Origin of the sequence: Propionibacterium ruminifibrarum (assembly GCF_900289195.1) — a bacterium.
GTDB classification, from domain to species: Bacteria; Actinomycetota; Actinomycetes; order Propionibacteriales; family Propionibacteriaceae; genus Propionibacterium; species Propionibacterium ruminifibrarum.
The window spans coordinates 11,625-28,342 of record NZ_OMOH01000005.1; the positions used below are offsets into that span (position 1 = coordinate 11,625).

Genomic DNA, 16,718 nt, shown 5'->3' on the forward strand with positions numbered 1-16,718 from the left:
CGGTCACGGTGCGGCAACGGTGGCAGGCGCCGCTACCATATCCGCCATGGCGTCTGTGTCCCCTGAAAAAACCCTGGAGGGCTCGTCCTTCGTCGAGCGCTGGTTCCGCGTCTCCGAGCGCGGCTCATCCATCGGCCAGGAGCTGCGCGGCGGTCTGGTGACCTTCTTCACCATGGCCTACATCCTCGCGCTCAACCCGCTGGTCATCGGTACCGCTGCCGACTCGCAGGGGAACCTGATCTCGGGTGCCCCCAAGTACACCGACGCCGCGGCGGGCATCATCGACCAGGCCGCGGTCAACCACTCGATCGCCATGGTCGCCGCCGCGACGGCCTTCATCGCGGGCATCAGCACGATCCTCATGGGCGTCATCGGTCGATTCCCGATCGGTCTCGCCGCCGGTCTGGGCCTGAACGCCATGTGCGCCTACGTCATCGCCCCCAACTCCACCTGGCCGCGGACGATGGGCATGATCCTCATCGAGGGCATCATCATCACCCTGCTCGTCCTGACCGGGTTCCGTGAGGCCGTCTTCCGTGCCGTGCCCCGGGAACTGCGCGTTGCCATCTCGGTGGGTATCGGCTTGTTCGTCGCCTTCGTCGGTCTCGTCGACGCCAACATCGTCACCCCCGGCTCGGGAACCCCGGTGCAGCTGGGTCTGGATGGTTCCCTCGGCACGCTGCCGCAGCTCATTTTCGTCATCGGGCTGCTGATCCTGCTGTTCCTGTACGTGCGCGCCAAGCGCGGGGCCATGCTCATCGCCATCATCGCCACGACAGTGCTCGCCATCATCGTCCAGGCCGTCGCCAAGATTCCCGCCACCCTGCCCGACGGCAGCACCAACCCGGACGGCTGGGCACTCAACGTGCCGGCCTGGCCCGGCGCCTCGGCCTTCGTCGCCCCCGACCTGGGACTCTTCGGCCGTGTCGACCTGGTGGGCGCCTTCGCCAACGCCGATGGCCAGTTCACCGTCGCCAGCGTGCTCGGGGCCGTCATGCTCATCTTCTCGCTGCTGCTGGCCGACTTCTTCGACACGGTCGGCACCGTCGTCGCCGTGGGCGCCGAGGGCGGCATCCTCGACGAGGACGGAGAGCCCCCGCACCTGCGCGGCATCCTGCTCGCCGACTCCCTCGCCGCGGTGCTCGGCGGCCTGGGATCCACCTCGTCCAACACCTCATACATCGAATCGACCGCGGGCGTTGCCGAGGGCGCCCGCACCGGCGTCGCCTCGATCTTCACCGGTGTCTGCTTCCTGCTGGCCACCTTCCTGTCCCCGCTGACGAACATGGTGCCCTCGGAGGCCGTGGCGCCGGTGCTCGTACTCGTCGGCTTCCTCATGATGCAGCAGGTCGGGGAGATCGACTGGCATCATCTGGTCGACGCCATCCCCGCCTTCATCACGATCGTGCTCATGCCCTTCAGCTACTCGATCTCGGTGGGCATCGGCGCCGGTTTCGTCATCTTCATCGTGCTCAAGGTCTTCCAGGGCAAGGCCCGCCACATCCACCCGCTCATGTGGGTGGTGGGTGCGCTGTTCGTCGTCTACTTCGCCTCCGACGTCATCAACGGGGCGATCGCCGGGGCCTAGCGGCCGACGGTGCCACGAGGAGGGCTGATGGGCAGGCCACGTTCCCGCCGCCGACCGGTGGTCGTCGTCTGCGTCGCCCTGGCAGTGCTCCTGGCGCTCGCCTTGGCCGTCGTCCATGTCGTCGGCCCGTCGTACGGTGTCTGGCTGGTCCCCCCGTCACCGCGCGCTCACGGCGAGCACGCCCTCTCGCTCATGGACCAGGGGCTGCACGCCCACGGCGACGAGTGGGACCGGAAGCGGGCCGAGGCCCTTGACGCGGTCGCCACGGCACGAAGCCGTGACGAGGTCAACGAGATCATCGACGATGCGCTCGCGGTGGCGGGCGGACCGCACTCCTTCCTGCTCACCGACGAGGAGCAGCAGCAGACTCAGGAGGACTACCAGGCTCCCACGCACCGGGTGGACGGTGGGGTGATGACCGTCAAGCTCCCCGCCTTCTCCGGCACGGCGGAACAGGGACAGCAGTACGCCGACGAACTCGCCACGGCACTGGCCGCATCCGGGGCGTGTGGGGTTGTCGTCGACCTGTCCGACAACAGTGGCGGTGACATGGGGCCGATGCTGGCCGGGCTCTCACCGCTCATCCCCGATGGGCCGGTGGTCAGTTTCGACACCTCGCTGGCCCAGAGCCAGGTGGTGCTCGACGGCGGTTCGGTCAGCGGCGGCGGAACCCCGACGACGGCTGAGGCGGGCAGCTCGAAGCTCGGCGTCCCGGTGGCCATCATCACCAGCGGCCGGACGGCGAGTTCGGGGGAGCAGGCCCGGCTCGCCTTCAACGGGATCGCCGACACGCGCGTGTTCGGGCAACCGACGCGAGGCTATGCCTCGGTGAACCAGGGTTTTAGGCTCTACGGCGGGCTCACCATGTTCCTCACCGTCGGTGAGACCCTGGACCGCGAGGGGACGCGCTTCGGTGAGACCCCCATCGAACCAGATGAGCGCGTCGACCTCGACCAGGCACCCTCGGCGGCCGCGGCGTGGCTGGACTCGAAGGGCTGCCGATGACCCCCAGGGGGTGTGGGGAGCACGTGGCCGTTGGTCGTGTTTTCCAGGCCACCCCGGAGGGGCCTGCGGGCCTGGGGAGACGGTCTGCGCATAGAGTGTCCCGCGTGGACAATCAGCAGGACAGCGCCAGGACGCCCATGCGACGCCGCGTGAGGGCGGCCCTTGTCGGCATCGTGCTCGCGCTCGGGTTGCTGGTGCCGGCTCCGGTGGTGGCCGACCCCGTTCCGGCCGAGCCCGTGCCACAGGCCACCTCGACGGCCACCGGTACCGCCGACGGGCAGGCCGCGTCACAGGCCGCAGGGTCCGACACCGCTGCGGAGTCCACGGTGGCGGGCGGTTCGCTCAGCCGTAAGAAGACGATCGCGGCCCTCGTCCTCAGTTTCGTCGTCGCGCTCGTCGCGGCCATCTTCGTCCTGCGGCGCTCGGCGCAGGACAACCGGCTGGGCTGAGCCCAGCCGGCCATGAGGCATCAGACGACGATGCGTTCGAGCACCCAGTCGATGCAGCCGAGGAGCCGGCTCACGTCCTCGGGGTCGACGGAGGCGAAGACGCCGATGCGCATCTGGTCGGTGCCCAGCGCGCGGTAGGGCTCGACGTCGAGGATCCCGTTGGCGCGCAGCGTGCTGCACAGCAGCGGGGCGTCGACCGCCTCGTCGAAGACGATGGTCGTCACGACGGGGGAGCGCTGCGCCGGGTCGGCGACGAACGGGTGGGCGTACTGGTGGGCCTCGGCCCACTCGTAGACGCGGCCGGAGGAATCGGCGGTGCGCGCCGTGACGAAGCCCATGCCGCCGTTGTCGAGCATCCAGCCGAGTTGCTCGTCGAGCAGGATGAGTGTGGCCAGGGCCGGGGTGTTGAGGGTCTGGTCCTTCGCCGAGTTGCTTGCCGCCAGCGTCAGGTTGAGGGTGTCGGGAACCCAGCGCCCGTCATGGCCGCTCGTGAGGCGGGCCGAGCGTTCCAGCGCGGCGGGCGAGCAGAAGGACAACCACAGTCCGCCGTCGGAGCTGAAGTTCTTCTGCGGGGAGAAGTACAGGGCGTCGGCCTGGGCCAGGTCCGCGTCGATGCCTCCGGCGGCGCTCGTCGCGTCAACGAGGACGAGGGCGCCGTCGTCGACGCCGGCCGGGCGCTCCACCGGCATGGCCACGCCGGTGGAGGTCTCGTTCTGCGCCCATGCGTAGGCATCCGCCCCGGCCTCGACGGCGGGCAGGCAGCCCGAGCCGAAGGGGGCCTCGGTGACGACGGGTGGCTTCAACCACGGTGCGCGGGAGGCGGCGGTGGCGAACTTCTTGGTGAAAGAACCGTACGAGGCATGTGAGGAACACCGTTCGATGAGGCTGACGCACGCCAGGTCCCAGAAACTCGTCGCACCACCGTTGCCGAGGACGACCTGGTAGCCATCGGGCATCGAGTAGAGCTCGGCGAGGCGCTCCTTGATCCGGGCCACGAGGTTGCGTACCGCGGGCTTGCGGTGGGACGTGCCGATCAGTGGGCTGGCTGCCACCGCGGCGAGCGCGTCAGGACGCACCTTGGCCGGGCCGGAGCCGAAACGGCCGTCGGCGGGCAGGAGCTCAGCGGGAATCACGAGATCACTCACCCCTCGATTCTCCCACCACGGCCCGGCGAGTACGCGAGGAGAAACGCTCATTCGGCCGCGTCAGCTGGCGTTCCGGGAGATGATGAGGGAACACTGGCCTTGGGGAATATTCGGGAAGACTTGACGGCTAGTCTTTTCAGAATCGAGAAGAAGTGAGGGCATGGCATGAGCGGCGAGCTGATTGATACCTCCCAAATGTATCTGCGGACGGTCTACGAGCTGGAGGAGGCCGACATCGAGCCAAAACGTGCTCGCATCGTCGACAGGCTCCACCAGGCGGGGCCCACGGTCTCCCAGACCGTTGCCCGCATGGAGCGCGACGGTCTCATGCGGCTGACGGAGGAACGCACCATCGAGTTGACCCGGTCTGGTTTCGATGAGGCGCGCAAGGTCATGCGACACCACCGGCTGGCCGAGTGCTTCCTCATCGACGTTCTCGGGCTCGACTACGACAAGGCCCATGACGAGGCCTGCCGTTGGGAGCACGTGATGAGCGAGGAGGTCACCGAACGCATGGCTGAGCGGCTCGGTCACCCCACCGCCAGCCCGTACGGCGCCCCGATCCCCACGGCGACCGCCCGCAAGGTACGTCGCCTGGCCGACTACGGTCAGGATCTGCGTTCAGCCGTCGCGGCCGGACTGGACAGGGTCGTTTTCGTCATGGTCGACGAGCGACCGCAGACCGATTCCGACTTCATGGCCCAGCTCGCCGCGTCGCAGATCCGTCCCGGTGACGTCGTGGTCCTCGGCGGGCAGGGCGATGACTTCGCTCTGGCCAGCGAGGACGGTCAGCGCACAGTGAGCATTCCACGCGAGTACGCGGGGTCGATACGGGTCAAGTCAGCCCACCACTGAGCGGGGTGCGGCCGGGCGGGGCACGGCGGCGGTGATGCTCGGGGCCACCCGGAATAACCCGGTGGCCCCGATGTGTTCTACAGGCGACAACGCCCCGGCTGGAGCCGGAGCCCATTCGTGAAAGGACGACCATGGCGACCATCGCACTGGATGAGGCCAACTTCGAGAGCACGGTGACCTCCGACGGCATCGTGCTCGTGGACTTCTGGGCCGAGTGGTGCGGACCCTGCAAGCGGTTCGGGCCGATTTACGAGAACGCCAGCGGCAAGAACGAGGACATCGTCTTCGGCAAGGTCGACACCGAGGCGGCGCAGGACTTGGCGGCGCAGCTGCAGATCCAGGCCATCCCCACGCTGATGGCCTTCAAGGGCGGCAAGCTGCTGTTCCGCAACGCGGGTGCCCTCAACGCCGCCCAGCTCGACGGACTCATCTCGCAGATCCGTGAGTACGAGCCCTCCGAGAGCGACAGCGACGAGGCGGTCTGAGAGGACCCCCGGAACCGTGGCGCGTCCTGCGCCCGGCCAGCGGCCGGGGCAGGGCGCGCCCCTTCTTTTCCGGGGCGGCTGCGGCCTCGTCCGCCGCACGGGGAGGGACATGCTCGAGGCGTGGCCCGCGTACGGGATGAGGCAGGGGCCACCTGGGCGGCGCGATGATCCAGGCGGTTGGCCTCCAGTGCCGACGAGCAGCGCACTGGGGCCTCGCCCTCGGCGGCCCCGAAAGGATTCGAACCTTCGACACGCGGTTTAGGAAACCGCTGCTCTATCCCCTGAGCTACGGGGCCTTGCCCGTTCAGCCTAGCCGCACGGGCAAGGCCAGGACAAAATCGTCGCGCAGGTCCGGGTGGGAAGATGCTCCCAGCCGAGGGGGCGGGACGAACGGGTCATTGTTTTATAAACAATTCCTGAGGATTTCTCTCAGATCCTTGTCTCGGGTTCGGCGGGCTCTATGATCGTTACCGGAGACGACGCCTTGCTGTTGTAGGTCTCCTGGGGGTGGGCAGACGGCTTCGGCTCCTCAGCGGGCGTCGTCTTCTTTTATGCCCAAATTCCCCAGGCGCCGGTTGTGGTCTGCGCGGGGACGACACGACGGTGATGCAGCCCACTGGTTAGGCTGTGGGCATGAGTGAGCAAGGACTCCAGCAGGCCAGGCAGAAGATGATCGACGCAGGGGTCGGTCGTACCGCCGTTGACGTGTTCAGCCACCATTACGAGCAGGTGGCGTCCGGAGCCACGGGCCTCATCAGCGAGGACTCCATCCGCCCGGTCGATGACGTGCCGGGCATCGAGGACATCCGCGTCAGTGATGAGCAGGCCAGGCAGGCTCTCGACCAGACGGTCTTCATCAAGTTGAACGGCGGGCTCGGCACCTCGATGGGTCTGTCCCGGGCCAAGACCCTTCTCGAGGTGCGTGACGGCCGCAACTTCCTCGACATCATCGTCGCCCAGGTACTGGCCGCGCGCCGGACCTACGGGGCGCGCCTGCCGCTGCTGCTCATGGACTCCTTCAACACCCACGACGACACGATCGCCGCCCTGGCGAAGTACCCCGATCTGCCCGTCGGCGACCTGCCGCTGGACTTCCTGCAGAGCAAGGAGCCCAAGCTCTGGGCCGGCGACCTCACCCCCGCCGAATGGCCGACCGATCCCGGGCTCGAGTGGTGCCCGCCCGGGCACGGCGACATCTACGCGTCGCTCTACGACAGCGGTCTGCTCGACATGCTGCTCGAAGCCGGCTACCGGTATGCGGCGGTCGCCAACTCCGACAACCTCGGCGCCGTACCCGACGCGACGATCGCAGGCTGGTTCGCCGCCACGGGCGCCTCCTGGTGTTCCGAGGTGTGCGAGCGCACGCCCAATGACCGCAAGGGCGGTCACCTCGCCATCCGCAAGGAGGACGACAGGATCGTGCTGCGCGACACCGCGCAGACCTCCGATGAGGACATGGCCTACTTCACCGACGAGACGGTGCACCGCTACTTCAACACCAACAACCTGTGGTGGAACCTCGAGGCCCTCAAATCCAAACTCGACGAGACCGGTGGAGTCCTCGACCTGCCGCTCATCCGCAACGTCAAGACCGTCGACCCCAAGGACCCCTCGAGCCCCGAGGTCATCCAGATCGAGAGCGCCATGGGCGCGGCCGTCGAGCTGTTCGACGACGCCAGGGTGCTCCGGGTCGTCCGCGACCGGTTCGTGCCGGTCAAGAAGACCAACGAGCTGCTCCTGCTGCGCTCAGACGTGTACGAGATCGGTGACGACGGCGTCCTCAGGGCCCAGGTCGAACGCATCCCCGGGATCGACCTCGGCCCGGCCTACAAGTTCGTTCGCGAGTTCGACAAACGCATCCCCCACTCGGTGGGCCTGCGGCAGGCGGGTTCGCTGACCGTCACCGGCGACTGGACCTTCGGCGCCGGGGTCCAGGTGGTTGGTGACGTCACCCTCGGCGACGAGGGCGGCGTGATAGCCGATGGTGAGGTGCTGCAGGGCAGGTGAACGCTGAACCGCAGCTCGTGACGGCCACGGCCTACGCCCTGGGCGGCGAGTCGGCCGCCGACATCGATACGGGCGGGGTCGGCTCCCCGGCCGCCCTCGTCGCCCGCCTGAGTGAGACGGGATGGACTGCGGCGAGACTCCGCGCGTTCCGGGACACCTGCCGCGCGGAGGCCCGGCGCTGGCCGCTGACAGTTCCGGCCGAGATCAGGGCGGGCGCCGGATTCGCCCAGCTGCACGCCTGGGTCAGGCAGTGCGAGTCGCTGCTCGACCTCGACGCGGTGGACGCCGGTGTGAGGGACCACACGCGCCCGTTCGACCGCGAGGACCTGCGCCTCATGAATGAACGCCCGCCCCACCACGGGGATGTCGGGTGAGCCCCACCGGTCGGGGACGATCGGGACGTGCGGGCACGCGAGAGGGGCCCCGGGCACATGGCCCGGAGCCCCTCGTCGTGCTGGTCAGGCCTGGGAGTCGGCGGCGGAACGCTTGGCGCCGCCCTCGGTGGCGAGCAGGTCGCGGATCTCGGTGAGCAGCTCGGCCTCTGTCGGGGCGGGATCCTCGTCCTCATCCTTCTTCAGGCGGTCCATCAGGGCGTTCGTCGGCTTGACGACCGCGAAGTAGATCACGGCGGCCACCATCAGGAACGAGATGAGCGCGGTCAGGAAGGTGCCGACCGGGATGCCGCCGGGAGCCCAGTTGTCGAAGTTGGGTTCCCTGCCGCCCAGGACGAGCGAGATGAGGCTCAGAAGGACGTTGGTGAAGGTGGAGACGACGGCGGCGAACGCGGTGCCGATGATGAAGGCGACGGCGGTCTGGATCAGGTTGCCGCGCATGATGAAATCTTTGAAACCCTGCATGGTTCTCCTCGTGACGTGGATGTGAACTGGAATGGACATGGCGTGACGGCACGCCGGAGTGACTAGTGCCCAACCGGGGTCTTCAACCCCTGCAGGGGGCCGAACATTCCCAATTCAAGAAGTCTAGAGAGGATGACCACGCTGCCCCACGGGCGCCGCAGAGTGACATGATCGCCTTGCGACAAGGTGTTTTGTCCGTATCCTGGGGGATCGGGCGCCGAAAACTCAGGGTGCTTCCAGGATGATGCTCAAGTCATAGGATGCCGAGGCGGCCGCCAGCGTGCTCGCCTGATCCGCCTCGGCGGCCACGATGATGAGGGCGCCGCCGGAACTCGAACCGCTGAACGAACCAGAGGCCTGCGGCGTGGGCAGCGCGGCGATGCGGACATGGTTGACGACCGGGACCGGCTGGCCCTCCGGCCCCAGCGCCACGACCGAGATGAGATCGCCGACCGCGAGGATCGACGCGATGCCCTCGTCGGAGATGCGGAAGGGCACCAGCGACAGCCCGTCGGCCGTCGAGACGAGTGAGGATGTGACGATGTCCTCGCCGAGCAGCGTCGCGCCGCTGGGGCGTGGCACGGCGAGGACCTGCCCGACCACCTGGGACGGGTCGGTCACCGCGGAGTCCGGCACAACCTGAGCGGGCAGTTCGGCGAGGGCGACGTCATCGGCGCCGATCACGACACCGGCGGCCAGCGGACGGGCACTGACGACCACCGACCGGGTCGGGCCCGAGCCGGGGGACAGGGCGGCCAGGGCGAAGACCAGCGCGCAGGACGCAGCGATGACGGCCAGCCCGCGACGGTGCCAGCGCACTGCTCGCAGGAACGAGGAGATCCATCTGCCGGGGTTCATGCCCGCAGTGTGTGCGGCGGACCCCACGGCAGGCAGTTGTCCACAGGGGTTTCAAGGGCGCGTCCGGGCACGGCCACGGTTCGCCGTGCCGTGGCGCCAGGAGAGGGGAATCAGGCGGCCGAATCGCTCGTGGTCGAGGCGGAGCTGCTGGCGGTGGAGTCGGTCGAGGTCGATGAGGCCGTGGAGGAACTGTTCGAGTCCGAGCCCTGGTGGTCGGAGGCGGGAAGAGCGGCCGAGGTGGCGCCCTTCGAACGGTTGTCGGTGGCATAGAAGCCCGAACCCTTGAAGACCACGCCGACGGCGCTGTACACCTTGCGCAGGTGCCCCTGGCAGTTCGGGCAGACGGTGAGGGCGTCGTCCGTGAACTTCTGAACGACCTCGAGATCGTTGTTGCAGTCGTTGCAGTGGTACTGGTAGGTGGGCATGTTCTCTCGTCCTCACAGGCCCGGCAGGGTGCGCGGGCCGGGGCAATCCTACGCGCGTCGCGGCCGCGGCTGAAACCGGTCGCCGCGGAACGGACCGGGGCGACCGGTCGGCAGGCCGCGGACGAATGCGACGGGCCCTCAGACCGGGGTCGGCTGGGCGCGGCTGCTCGTGATGAAACCGCTCATCGGGTGGTCGTGCGGTTCGCTGGGCAGCCGGTCGGCCACCTCGGTGTCGTTGGCCAGCGCCCAGCAGGGCACTGCGGGCCTGGCGTGTTCGAGGGCCCGGTCGTACCAGCCGCCGCCGGTGCCGACCCGGCTGCCGTCCAGCCCCACCGCGAGGGCCGAGACGAGCACCAGGTCGGCCTGGGCGAGCGCGCTGGCCGGCAGGGCCTCCCCGGTCGGGTCGGGGATCGACCGCAACCCCGGTGCCAGGGCATGCGGCCCCTCGTACCAGGCCCAGTTGACGTCGTGGCGGACGGCGCCGTCGGGGAGCCTGCCGAGAACCGGCACGAGCACCCGATAGCCCTCGGCCCGCAGGGCCTCAACCAGTTCCAGGGTGTCCGGCTCGCCGGCCGCCGACAGGTAGCAGGCGACGACCGAGCCGGGCGCGAGGTCGTGGCGGATGAGTCCGAGTGCCAGCCGGGTGCGGGCGCGGTCGTCGGCCCGGCGCTGGGCCCCGGTGACGGCGCTGCGCGCCTGCCGGGCCGCCCGGCGGATCGTCGTTTTCAGCCCGGCCGGGTCGTTCCCGGCCGCTGCGTCCCCGCCGGTGGGGAGCCGCCGCGCGGTGCGTCCGTCGGGACTGAGCTGAGGCATGCACATATCGTAAGGACCATGGCACTTTTCGGTCGTAGCAAGAAGTCCGTGGCGGTGAAGCCGGCGGAGCCAGAGGTGAAGCAGCTCGCCCCCGCCCCCGCGCCCGGACCGCACGGGGCCCGAACGGTTGAGGACCAGCGCGACTGGATCTGCTCGATGATCGAACCACTCATGCCCTTCGGCATGAACCTCCTCGACGCCTCGGGCCTGAACCTGTGCGAGGACCTGCTCGCCGACGGCGACCTGCCGGCCCTGCCCGAGGCCGCCTGCGAAGGCTACGCGGTGATCTCGGTCGACGTACGTGACGTCGACCCCAAGGCGGGTGTCGTCCTCACGATCACCTCCGACGTGCACGAGGAGGCCTCGGCCGTTCCGGTGCTCGTCGGCCACCCGATGCCTCCGGGCGCCGACGCCGTCGTGCCGCTCGACGCCGCCGACGTCATCGACGGCGAGAACCTGCTCGTGAGGTGCTCGGTCGAGGCGGGCGCCAACGTCCGCCAGGTCGGCTCCGACGTCGCGGACGGCTCGGTCATCGCCAAGGCGGGGACGACCCTCGACCCGAGGCTGCTCGGCCTCATCGGCGGCGCCGGCTTCGACAAGGTGCTGTGCCGCCCCCGCCCGCGCGTCGTCGTCCTGGCGCTGCACGAGAAGGGCCGGCTCAGCCAGGCCTTCGAGGTGACCGCCCAACAGCACCGCGACGCCGCCTCGTTCATGGTGGCCTCCGCCGCCCGCGACGCCGGTGCCCAGGTGTGGCGCGAGGAATCCGTCGCACAGGACGCGGCCGCCGTCGCCGAGGCCGTCACCGACCAGCTCATCCGCGCCGACCTGCTCATCACCCTCGGAGGCATCGAGCAGGGCGCCGACGGTCTGCTCGCCGAGGCCCTCACCGGGCTCGGCCCGGTCGACTTCTCGGCGATCGCCCTGCGCCCCGGCCCGGTCATGGGCTTCGGCCTCATCGGCGCGGACCACGTGCCGGTCCTCATGCTCGGCTCCGATCCGGCGAGCGCCTACACCGGGTACGAGGCATTCGGACGCCCGGCCATCGCCGCGCTCATGGGCACCGACCATGAACGCGCCGCCACGCAGGTGAGGCTCGATGCGCCGGTGAGCGGCGAGAGCGGCGTCTGCGAGTACATCCCCGCACAGGTCATGAGCACCCCGGACGGGCTGCACGCGCTGCCACTGACCGGCCGGCCCGGCAGCCTGGGGCCGGTCGCCCACTGCGACGGCTTCCTCGTGCTCGGCGAGGGCAGCGCGTCGGCGCAGGCCGGCGACCTGATCGACTTCGTGGCGTTCGGAGACAGGTGACCCGTTCCCCAGACGCCGACCACGTGGGCGCCGCCACCATGGCAGCAGGCCCCGGGTGGCCGGTCGTCCTGCACCACGACGGCCTCGTGCTGCGCCCGCTGCGATCCCGTGACGCCGGCCAGTGGACCCGGCTGCGGGCCGTCAACCGCGACTGGACCGGACCCTGGGACTCGACCCTGCCGGCCGACTCGCGTGAGACCCCGCTCGACTTCGGCCAGCTCGTCCGCCGTTACCGGCGCGCGGGGCGCGAGGGCTCGACCTTCGGCTGGGCCCTCGCCTTGGACGAGACCGGCCGGACCAGCGCCCGGGCCCTCATGAACGCACCGATCATCGGGCAGATCACCGTCGCCGGCGTCACCTACGGAGCCGCCCAGCAGGCCTCGATCGGCTACTGGATCGACAAGGGGCACGCCGGACGCGGCTACACGCCGAGAGGTGTCGCCATGGCCGCCGACTTCTGCTTCGGCGTCGTCGGCCTGCACCGCCTCGAGATCTGCATCCGACCCGAGAACGGGCCGAGCCACCGGGTCGTCGCCAAGCTCGGCTGGCGCTACGAGGGGCTGCGGCAGCGTTATCTGCATATCAACGGCGACTGGCGCGACCACGACGTCTACGTCCGGACCGCCGAGGAACGCCCGGCGAACGGTGAGCTGCACCGGCTGCTGACCCGCAGCCTCTCGCCGGATTGGCAGCCTGACTGAGAGCGTCGGCAGGACCCTAGGGTGAACCTGTGGGGGTTTTCACAGGGACGCGATGAACCCGGTGGCGGCGTGTAAGCGCCGGTGACTTGGGGCTGAACCCCTAACTTGTTCCTCGTGGGTGTTACTGGATTGATCTGGCTGGCGATCGTCGCCGGCTGGCTGGCGTATCTGGTTCCACGATTCGTGCTGCACAAGGACCCGCGTCTGACGGTGCGTGATGCCCGGATGAGCGACTTCACCGAGTCGATGCGCGTCGTGCGACACAGCAAGGGCACGGTGAAGCCCGATTTCAGCGAACTCAACGATCCCGCACTCCAGATCTCGACGCCTCTCCAGCGCGAGGCCGTCATGTTCGAGGTGAGGCGCGCGGCGCAGACCGCGGAGCGCCGCCGCCGTCTCGGGCTCGTCGGCTCGCTCGTCCTCATGATCGCCTCGGTCGTCATCGCGGTGGTGACCTCGGCGCCGTGGTGGCTCTCGCTCATCGGCGTCGCACTGCTGGGCGTCTTCGTCGTGGTCAGCCGCATCAGCGTGCGCACCGTCGACGCCATGATCGACGCGAAGCTCGACTCGGTGTACCAGGACCAGGACTGGTCCGAGGACACGGTCGCCGTGAACACGGTCGACCTGACCGATGTGCACGACGAGGACACCGAGATCTCGATCTCGTTGGAACTCCCGATGGCCTCGTCCATCGGCTCGCTGTGGGAACCCATCGCCGTCACCCCGCCCACCTACGTGTCGAAGCCGCTCGTGCCGCGCTCGGTGCGCACCATCGACCTGTCCGCCCCGGTGCCGCCGGTCGCGGCCCCGCAGGTGCCCGTCGTCGCCGAGCCCCCGCAGGGCGAGGGGCGCGGGGACGAGGAGCAGGACGATCGTCCGCGCGCCGTCGGAGAGTGAGCCACCGGGTTTGGCGAAGTTCCCCTCTGAGCGCCTGCCAGCCGCGGACCGTCGCGATGGAGGCGTCCCGGCGGTCGCCGCTCCGGCGGCGTGAACGACAGCCGCAGGCGTTTTTCTGGCGCGGGCCGTCCGCGCGACCGAGACCGACCGGCGGGGTCCTCACCTTGGGTCAGGGCCCCTGCTGGTGCTAGGCTCTGACGTGCTCCGGCGCTTCGCAGGGAGTCCGGTACGAGGGGCTATAGCGCAGTTGGTAGCGCGTCTCGTTCGCAATGAGAAGGTCGGGGGTTCGAATCCCCCTAGCTCCACTGAATACCTGCTGGCGCTGATATATTGACGCGTCAGCAGGCATTTTTCATGTGTGTGCCATTTGAGTTCTGCGCGTGAGAGGTCTTGTTTTTGGTGCAAAATACCTAGTCAGATCGGTTTTTGCGCGCGAGAGTTACCCCCGCTGTGGGGTGAGATCATGTGCTGGCGTGCGCATCACGCTGTTGGGTGGTGCGCTCGTGATCAGGGATCGCTCTCGTCCAAGGGCCCAATTTCGAGGATGTCGGATGAATCGGGCTTCGGCCATGTGGCTGGTGTGGAGACCAGGATCGTCTTGCCAGCCTTGACAACGAAGGACCCGAAAAGCAGGTTCTTTCCGCCTCCGATGGCACTCCCAATCATGAGCGGCACGACAAGCGATCACTCTGGGGCAGGTAGATGCGTCCACAGACCCCACACACCACCGTGACCGGCCATGCGGTTCTGGTAACGGTAGGTGCGGTTGCGTCACTCATGTGCCCATACACGCTCTGACAAGGAAAAATAGCAACTCCGAGCACGACCAGGAGCTTGGGTCCGAGGAGGCGAAACGGGTTGAGATCACCCCTCTTCAACCTGTACAGTTATTGCACCTGATTCAGTTGTTTCAGATGGGTGGAGGGGTTGAGGATGCCCACGGTGCTGCACGCAACAGCGGTCGATCGCGGTGATGTCGAGATGGTGCGCTCGCTGGCTGATCGGCTTGGCGACACCGCCCTGTCTGCTGTGTTGACGCAGCTGGTGAGTGCTGTTGAGCGTGGCGTTGACGTTGCGCTGCTTGATGCTGACAAGGAACTCACGCCCAACGAGGTGGCCGACATCTTGAAGGTCTCCCGTCCCTACGCGGTCAAGTTGATGGATCGTGGCATCCTCGCGTTCCGCATGGTGGGTAGTCACCGTCGTGTCGCGATGGCTGACCTGGTCGACTACATCACCCGTCACGAGCGTGCCAACGCCCACATCAGTTCCGTGCTTGCCAACCGTGAAGCCGCGATCTCTGAAGCAATGGACGAGGCTGCCGTACTCACCGATGAGGATCTGGCAGAGCTGGCCTCACTGGACTGACAGGTGCCGCCGGATGAGGTCGGCGACTCGTTGTGCTGTCGGTAGTTGGCGCTCGCAGTCCGGGCACACGGGAAGATTGCACCCCTCATCTTGAGTGGGGACGAACCACAGTCCACACACCCCTCGCTGCGGTAGCCCTTTGATGATGGCCTCAGTCAGGCCAGTGCGCGAGACGTAGTGCAGATGTGTCAACGGCTGAGGCTCTACGGCAGGAAGCCCGGTCTGCGGATCGGCTAGTTCCGAGGCTGCCATGATCTGGGCAAGTTTCGTGTGGCTGACGGTCAGCCACACGACCATGTTCCCGTCGAGGTCGTAGTGAGCGTCGGGAGGGCACGTCTCGCTGTGAATGAACGGAAGAATCTCCTGAAGTGCGGCGTCGATAGCCCTGTGGCTGGGCCCGAAGCACTTCAATTCGACGGTGGCAAGGCTTGAGGATTGCTCGAGCTCGAGTCCACCGCTCGTCACTTGTGGTGGCTCGTGGTCCTCGAAGTTGATGGTCAGGCTGGCTGTCAGCGGTTGCCCCGGAGCGGCAGGGAGTTCGACAGGGGTCGGTCCTGAGCTTTTCAGCGCCTCTGCGATTCCGACAATGACACGGTTGATGACCTCGCCCCGCCAGAGCAGTTCCACAACCAGGCGTTCCTCGCGGTCGCGGATCTTGTAGTCGGCCCGAGTCGGTTTCTTGTTGTCAAGTGGGGCAGAGCCCGTGGCCTGGGACACGGTGGCCGACACGGCATCGGCGACGTGGGCGTGGAAGTGATCATGGCGGTCGGCGTAGATGAGCCAGGGATCACCGGCATCGTCGGTGATGATGGCTCCGCGCCAGCCCGCGCCGTCACGGTCCCGAACTTCGAAGACAGGCTGTCTTGCTGATTTGGACGCTTCCGAATGCCGATCCGGGGTGCGGTCGGGGAAGTATGACCGCGCATCGTTCAGCAAGGGCTGATCGAGGTCATAGAGACGCACGGGGCTCGTCGGATCCTGGACAAAGAGCCGAATGCTGCTGCGCTGGCGCTCATTGGCAAAACTCTCCTGAGGCAGGCTCTTGAGGACGCGATACGTGGGCCGAGGCTGCCTGTGCCCGTCCGAAAATTCCATCGCCACCCCTGTGCTCACTGTCGTGCGCATCGAGTCTATCGGCCGACACCCCACACCAGCCCGGCTCAGGGAGCGCAAGGGGGCAGGGTTGCCACGTAGCTGCGTTCAGCCGAAGAAGATGGGGTCGCCGCTGTCGTCGATGTAGTCGAGGAGCACTTGGACGGTGGGCGTTGGCGGGATGTCGTAGGCGTGGAATTTGAGGTTCTGGTCGCGCCAGTACAGGCTCCACAAGCCGGTGGTCTGGGTGTATCGGAGTCTGGCGATGGGGAATCGAGTGTGGTCGCCTTGGCCGTCCCAGGGTGGGCGGACTTCGACAATCGTGACGTGGCGAGCTTCGACGTCGGCTTCGATCTTGACTTGCTCCCACAGCTGTTTGGGTACATGGGCATCGCACCAGCGACGGATGCGCACGAGGTCGATGTCGGGAAGAGCCATGTCTCAACGCTACCGGCGTTAGAGCCGGTCGGGGGAATAGGTGATCAGCGGTGTGTGGTGAGCAGGTCCCGGCGTCATTTCGCGGCTGAGGTTCGGCACACGCGTGGCTGGGTCAAACCTCAACCGTCAAGTGATGGCGGATGACTGCAGCGGCCTACGCCTGGTCGGTATCGAGTAGCTCAAGGGCGTCAGCGACGTTCGTGGCATCAAGCTTCAGCCCGACACGCACCGTCCGCTGCTGGAATCGCTTGGTCGCCATCGCCCCACGGGCCAAGCCCGCACGAGCTAGCTCGTTGACCGCCTCGCCAAGACTGATGTGACGTTCCCGCCTCAGCCGCTCGGCTGCCGCAGTGACCTCGGGGTCCAGCTGCACCATCGTCCTCATGTCAACCAGTATGAGCGGCACAGACACTGAACCGAATGTCGG

At 67.8% G+C, this 16,718-nt stretch carries 19 protein-coding genes and 2 tRNA genes; 12 read left to right on the plus strand and 9 right to left on the minus strand.

What is annotated here, in order from left to right:
• The first annotated feature begins 46 nt into the window (after window positions 1-46).
• From PROPJV5_RS06910 to PROPJV5_RS06920, 3 genes are all read left to right on the plus strand, one after another.
• Window positions 47-1,588, plus strand: a complete 1,542-nt coding sequence (locus PROPJV5_RS06910; protein WP_119715630.1) for an NCS2 family permease — start codon at window positions 47-49, stop codon at window positions 1,586-1,588.
• 27 nt (window positions 1,589-1,615) lie between these two features.
• Entirely contained in the window at window positions 1,616-2,593 is a 978-nt protein-coding gene (locus PROPJV5_RS06915) for a S41 family peptidase (protein ID WP_119715631.1), read from the plus strand.
• A gap of 104 nt (window positions 2,594-2,697) precedes the next feature.
• The gene (locus PROPJV5_RS06920; RefSeq protein WP_147385379.1) at window positions 2,698-3,042 is read left to right on the plus strand and encodes a hypothetical protein; all 345 of its coding nucleotides are present in this window, start codon (window positions 2,698-2,700) and stop codon (window positions 3,040-3,042) included.
• A 20-nt stretch (window positions 3,043-3,062) separates the two neighbouring features.
• Here PROPJV5_RS06920 and serC read toward each other — a convergent pair whose 3' ends face one another.
• Complete coding sequence (gene serC / locus PROPJV5_RS06925; RefSeq protein ID WP_220474376.1) at window positions 3,063-4,238, minus strand: phosphoserine transaminase; 1,176 nt, start codon at window positions 4,236-4,238, stop codon at window positions 3,063-3,065.
• A 114-nt stretch (window positions 4,239-4,352) separates the two neighbouring features.
• Here serC and PROPJV5_RS06930 point away from each other — a divergent pair, with 114 nt between their 5' ends.
• Together PROPJV5_RS06930 and trxA are read left to right on the plus strand one after the other, a co-directional pair.
• Window positions 4,353-5,042 (plus strand): metal-dependent transcriptional regulator, encoded by a 690-nt coding sequence (locus tag PROPJV5_RS06930; RefSeq protein ID WP_119715634.1) that lies wholly within the window; start codon window positions 4,353-4,355, stop codon window positions 5,040-5,042.
• A gap of 131 nt (window positions 5,043-5,173) precedes the next feature.
• Window positions 5,174-5,527, plus strand: a complete 354-nt coding sequence (gene trxA / locus PROPJV5_RS06935) for a thioredoxin (protein WP_119715635.1) — start codon at window positions 5,174-5,176, stop codon at window positions 5,525-5,527.
• 223 nt (window positions 5,528-5,750) lie between these two features.
• On the opposite strand, the gene PROPJV5_RS06940 is transcribed toward trxA, so the two are convergent.
• Window positions 5,751-5,823 (minus strand) — tRNA-Arg (locus PROPJV5_RS06940).
• 337 nt (window positions 5,824-6,160) lie between these two features.
• Between PROPJV5_RS06940 and PROPJV5_RS06945 the strand changes: the two genes are divergently transcribed.
• Window positions 6,161-7,534 (plus strand): UTP--glucose-1-phosphate uridylyltransferase, encoded by a 1,374-nt coding sequence (locus PROPJV5_RS06945; protein ID WP_119715636.1) that lies wholly within the window; start codon window positions 6,161-6,163, stop codon window positions 7,532-7,534.
• A complete protein-coding gene (locus PROPJV5_RS06950; RefSeq protein WP_119715637.1) occupies window positions 7,531-7,908 on the plus strand; it encodes a hypothetical protein in 378 nt (125 codons plus the stop codon). The genes PROPJV5_RS06945 and PROPJV5_RS06950 overlap by 4 nt, the downstream gene beginning before the upstream one ends.
• A gap of 84 nt (window positions 7,909-7,992) precedes the next feature.
• Here PROPJV5_RS06950 and mscL read toward each other — a convergent pair whose 3' ends face one another.
• The 4 genes from mscL to PROPJV5_RS06970 all read right to left on the minus strand — a co-directional run bounded on the left by mscL (window position 7,993) and on the right by PROPJV5_RS06970 (window position 10,487).
• The gene (gene mscL, locus PROPJV5_RS06955; protein ID WP_119715638.1) at window positions 7,993-8,391 is read right to left on the minus strand and encodes a large conductance mechanosensitive channel protein MscL; all 399 of its coding nucleotides are present in this window, start codon (window positions 8,389-8,391) and stop codon (window positions 7,993-7,995) included.
• 225 nt (window positions 8,392-8,616) lie between these two features.
• Window positions 8,617-9,249, minus strand: a complete 633-nt coding sequence (locus tag PROPJV5_RS06960) for an SAF domain-containing protein (protein ID WP_119715639.1) — start codon at window positions 9,247-9,249, stop codon at window positions 8,617-8,619.
• 110 nt (window positions 9,250-9,359) lie between these two features.
• Window positions 9,360-9,674 carry an FmdB family zinc ribbon protein gene (locus PROPJV5_RS06965; RefSeq protein ID WP_119715640.1) on the minus strand — a complete coding sequence of 105 codons (315 nt, stop codon included), beginning with the start codon at window positions 9,672-9,674 and terminating at the stop codon, window positions 9,360-9,362.
• A gap of 138 nt (window positions 9,675-9,812) precedes the next feature.
• On the minus strand, window positions 9,813-10,487 hold the full coding sequence (locus PROPJV5_RS06970; RefSeq protein ID WP_182858619.1) for a 5-formyltetrahydrofolate cyclo-ligase: 675 nt from the start codon (window positions 10,485-10,487) through the stop codon (window positions 9,813-9,815).
• 18 nt (window positions 10,488-10,505) lie between these two features.
• Here PROPJV5_RS06970 and PROPJV5_RS06975 point away from each other — a divergent pair, with 18 nt between their 5' ends.
• From PROPJV5_RS06975 to PROPJV5_RS06995, 5 genes are all read left to right on the plus strand, one after another.
• The gene (locus PROPJV5_RS06975) at window positions 10,506-11,795 is read left to right on the plus strand and encodes a molybdopterin molybdotransferase MoeA (RefSeq protein WP_119715642.1); all 1,290 of its coding nucleotides are present in this window, start codon (window positions 10,506-10,508) and stop codon (window positions 11,793-11,795) included.
• Window positions 11,792-12,496 (plus strand): GNAT family N-acetyltransferase, encoded by a 705-nt coding sequence (locus PROPJV5_RS06980; protein ID WP_220474377.1) that lies wholly within the window; start codon window positions 11,792-11,794, stop codon window positions 12,494-12,496. Before PROPJV5_RS06975 ends, PROPJV5_RS06980 begins: the two co-directional genes overlap by 4 nt.
• A gap of 114 nt (window positions 12,497-12,610) precedes the next feature.
• Complete coding sequence (locus PROPJV5_RS06985) at window positions 12,611-13,393, plus strand: MFS transporter (protein WP_147385380.1); 783 nt, start codon at window positions 12,611-12,613, stop codon at window positions 13,391-13,393.
• Window positions 13,394-13,625: 232 nt separating this feature from the next.
• Window positions 13,626-13,698, plus strand: a tRNA-Ala gene (locus PROPJV5_RS06990).
• Window positions 13,699-14,326: 628 nt separating this feature from the next.
• A complete protein-coding gene (locus PROPJV5_RS06995; protein ID WP_119162173.1) occupies window positions 14,327-14,761 on the plus strand; it encodes a helix-turn-helix domain-containing protein in 435 nt (144 codons plus the stop codon).
• On the opposite strand, the gene PROPJV5_RS07000 is transcribed toward PROPJV5_RS06995, so the two are convergent.
• The 3 genes from PROPJV5_RS07000 to PROPJV5_RS07010 all read right to left on the minus strand — a co-directional run bounded on the left by PROPJV5_RS07000 (window position 14,750) and on the right by PROPJV5_RS07010 (window position 16,676).
• A complete protein-coding gene (locus PROPJV5_RS07000) occupies window positions 14,750-15,874 on the minus strand; it encodes a DUF3039 domain-containing protein (RefSeq protein ID WP_182858620.1) in 1,125 nt (374 codons plus the stop codon). The genes PROPJV5_RS06995 and PROPJV5_RS07000 overlap by 12 nt on opposite strands.
• Before the next feature lie 87 nt (window positions 15,875-15,961).
• Window positions 15,962-16,291 (minus strand): DUF3024 domain-containing protein, encoded by a 330-nt coding sequence (locus tag PROPJV5_RS07005; RefSeq protein WP_119715645.1) that lies wholly within the window; start codon window positions 16,289-16,291, stop codon window positions 15,962-15,964.
• Window positions 16,292-16,445: 154 nt separating this feature from the next.
• Window positions 16,446-16,676 (minus strand): CopG family transcriptional regulator, encoded by a 231-nt coding sequence (locus tag PROPJV5_RS07010; RefSeq protein WP_119715826.1) that lies wholly within the window; start codon window positions 16,674-16,676, stop codon window positions 16,446-16,448.
• Between the last annotated feature and the right edge of the window lie 42 nt (window positions 16,677-16,718).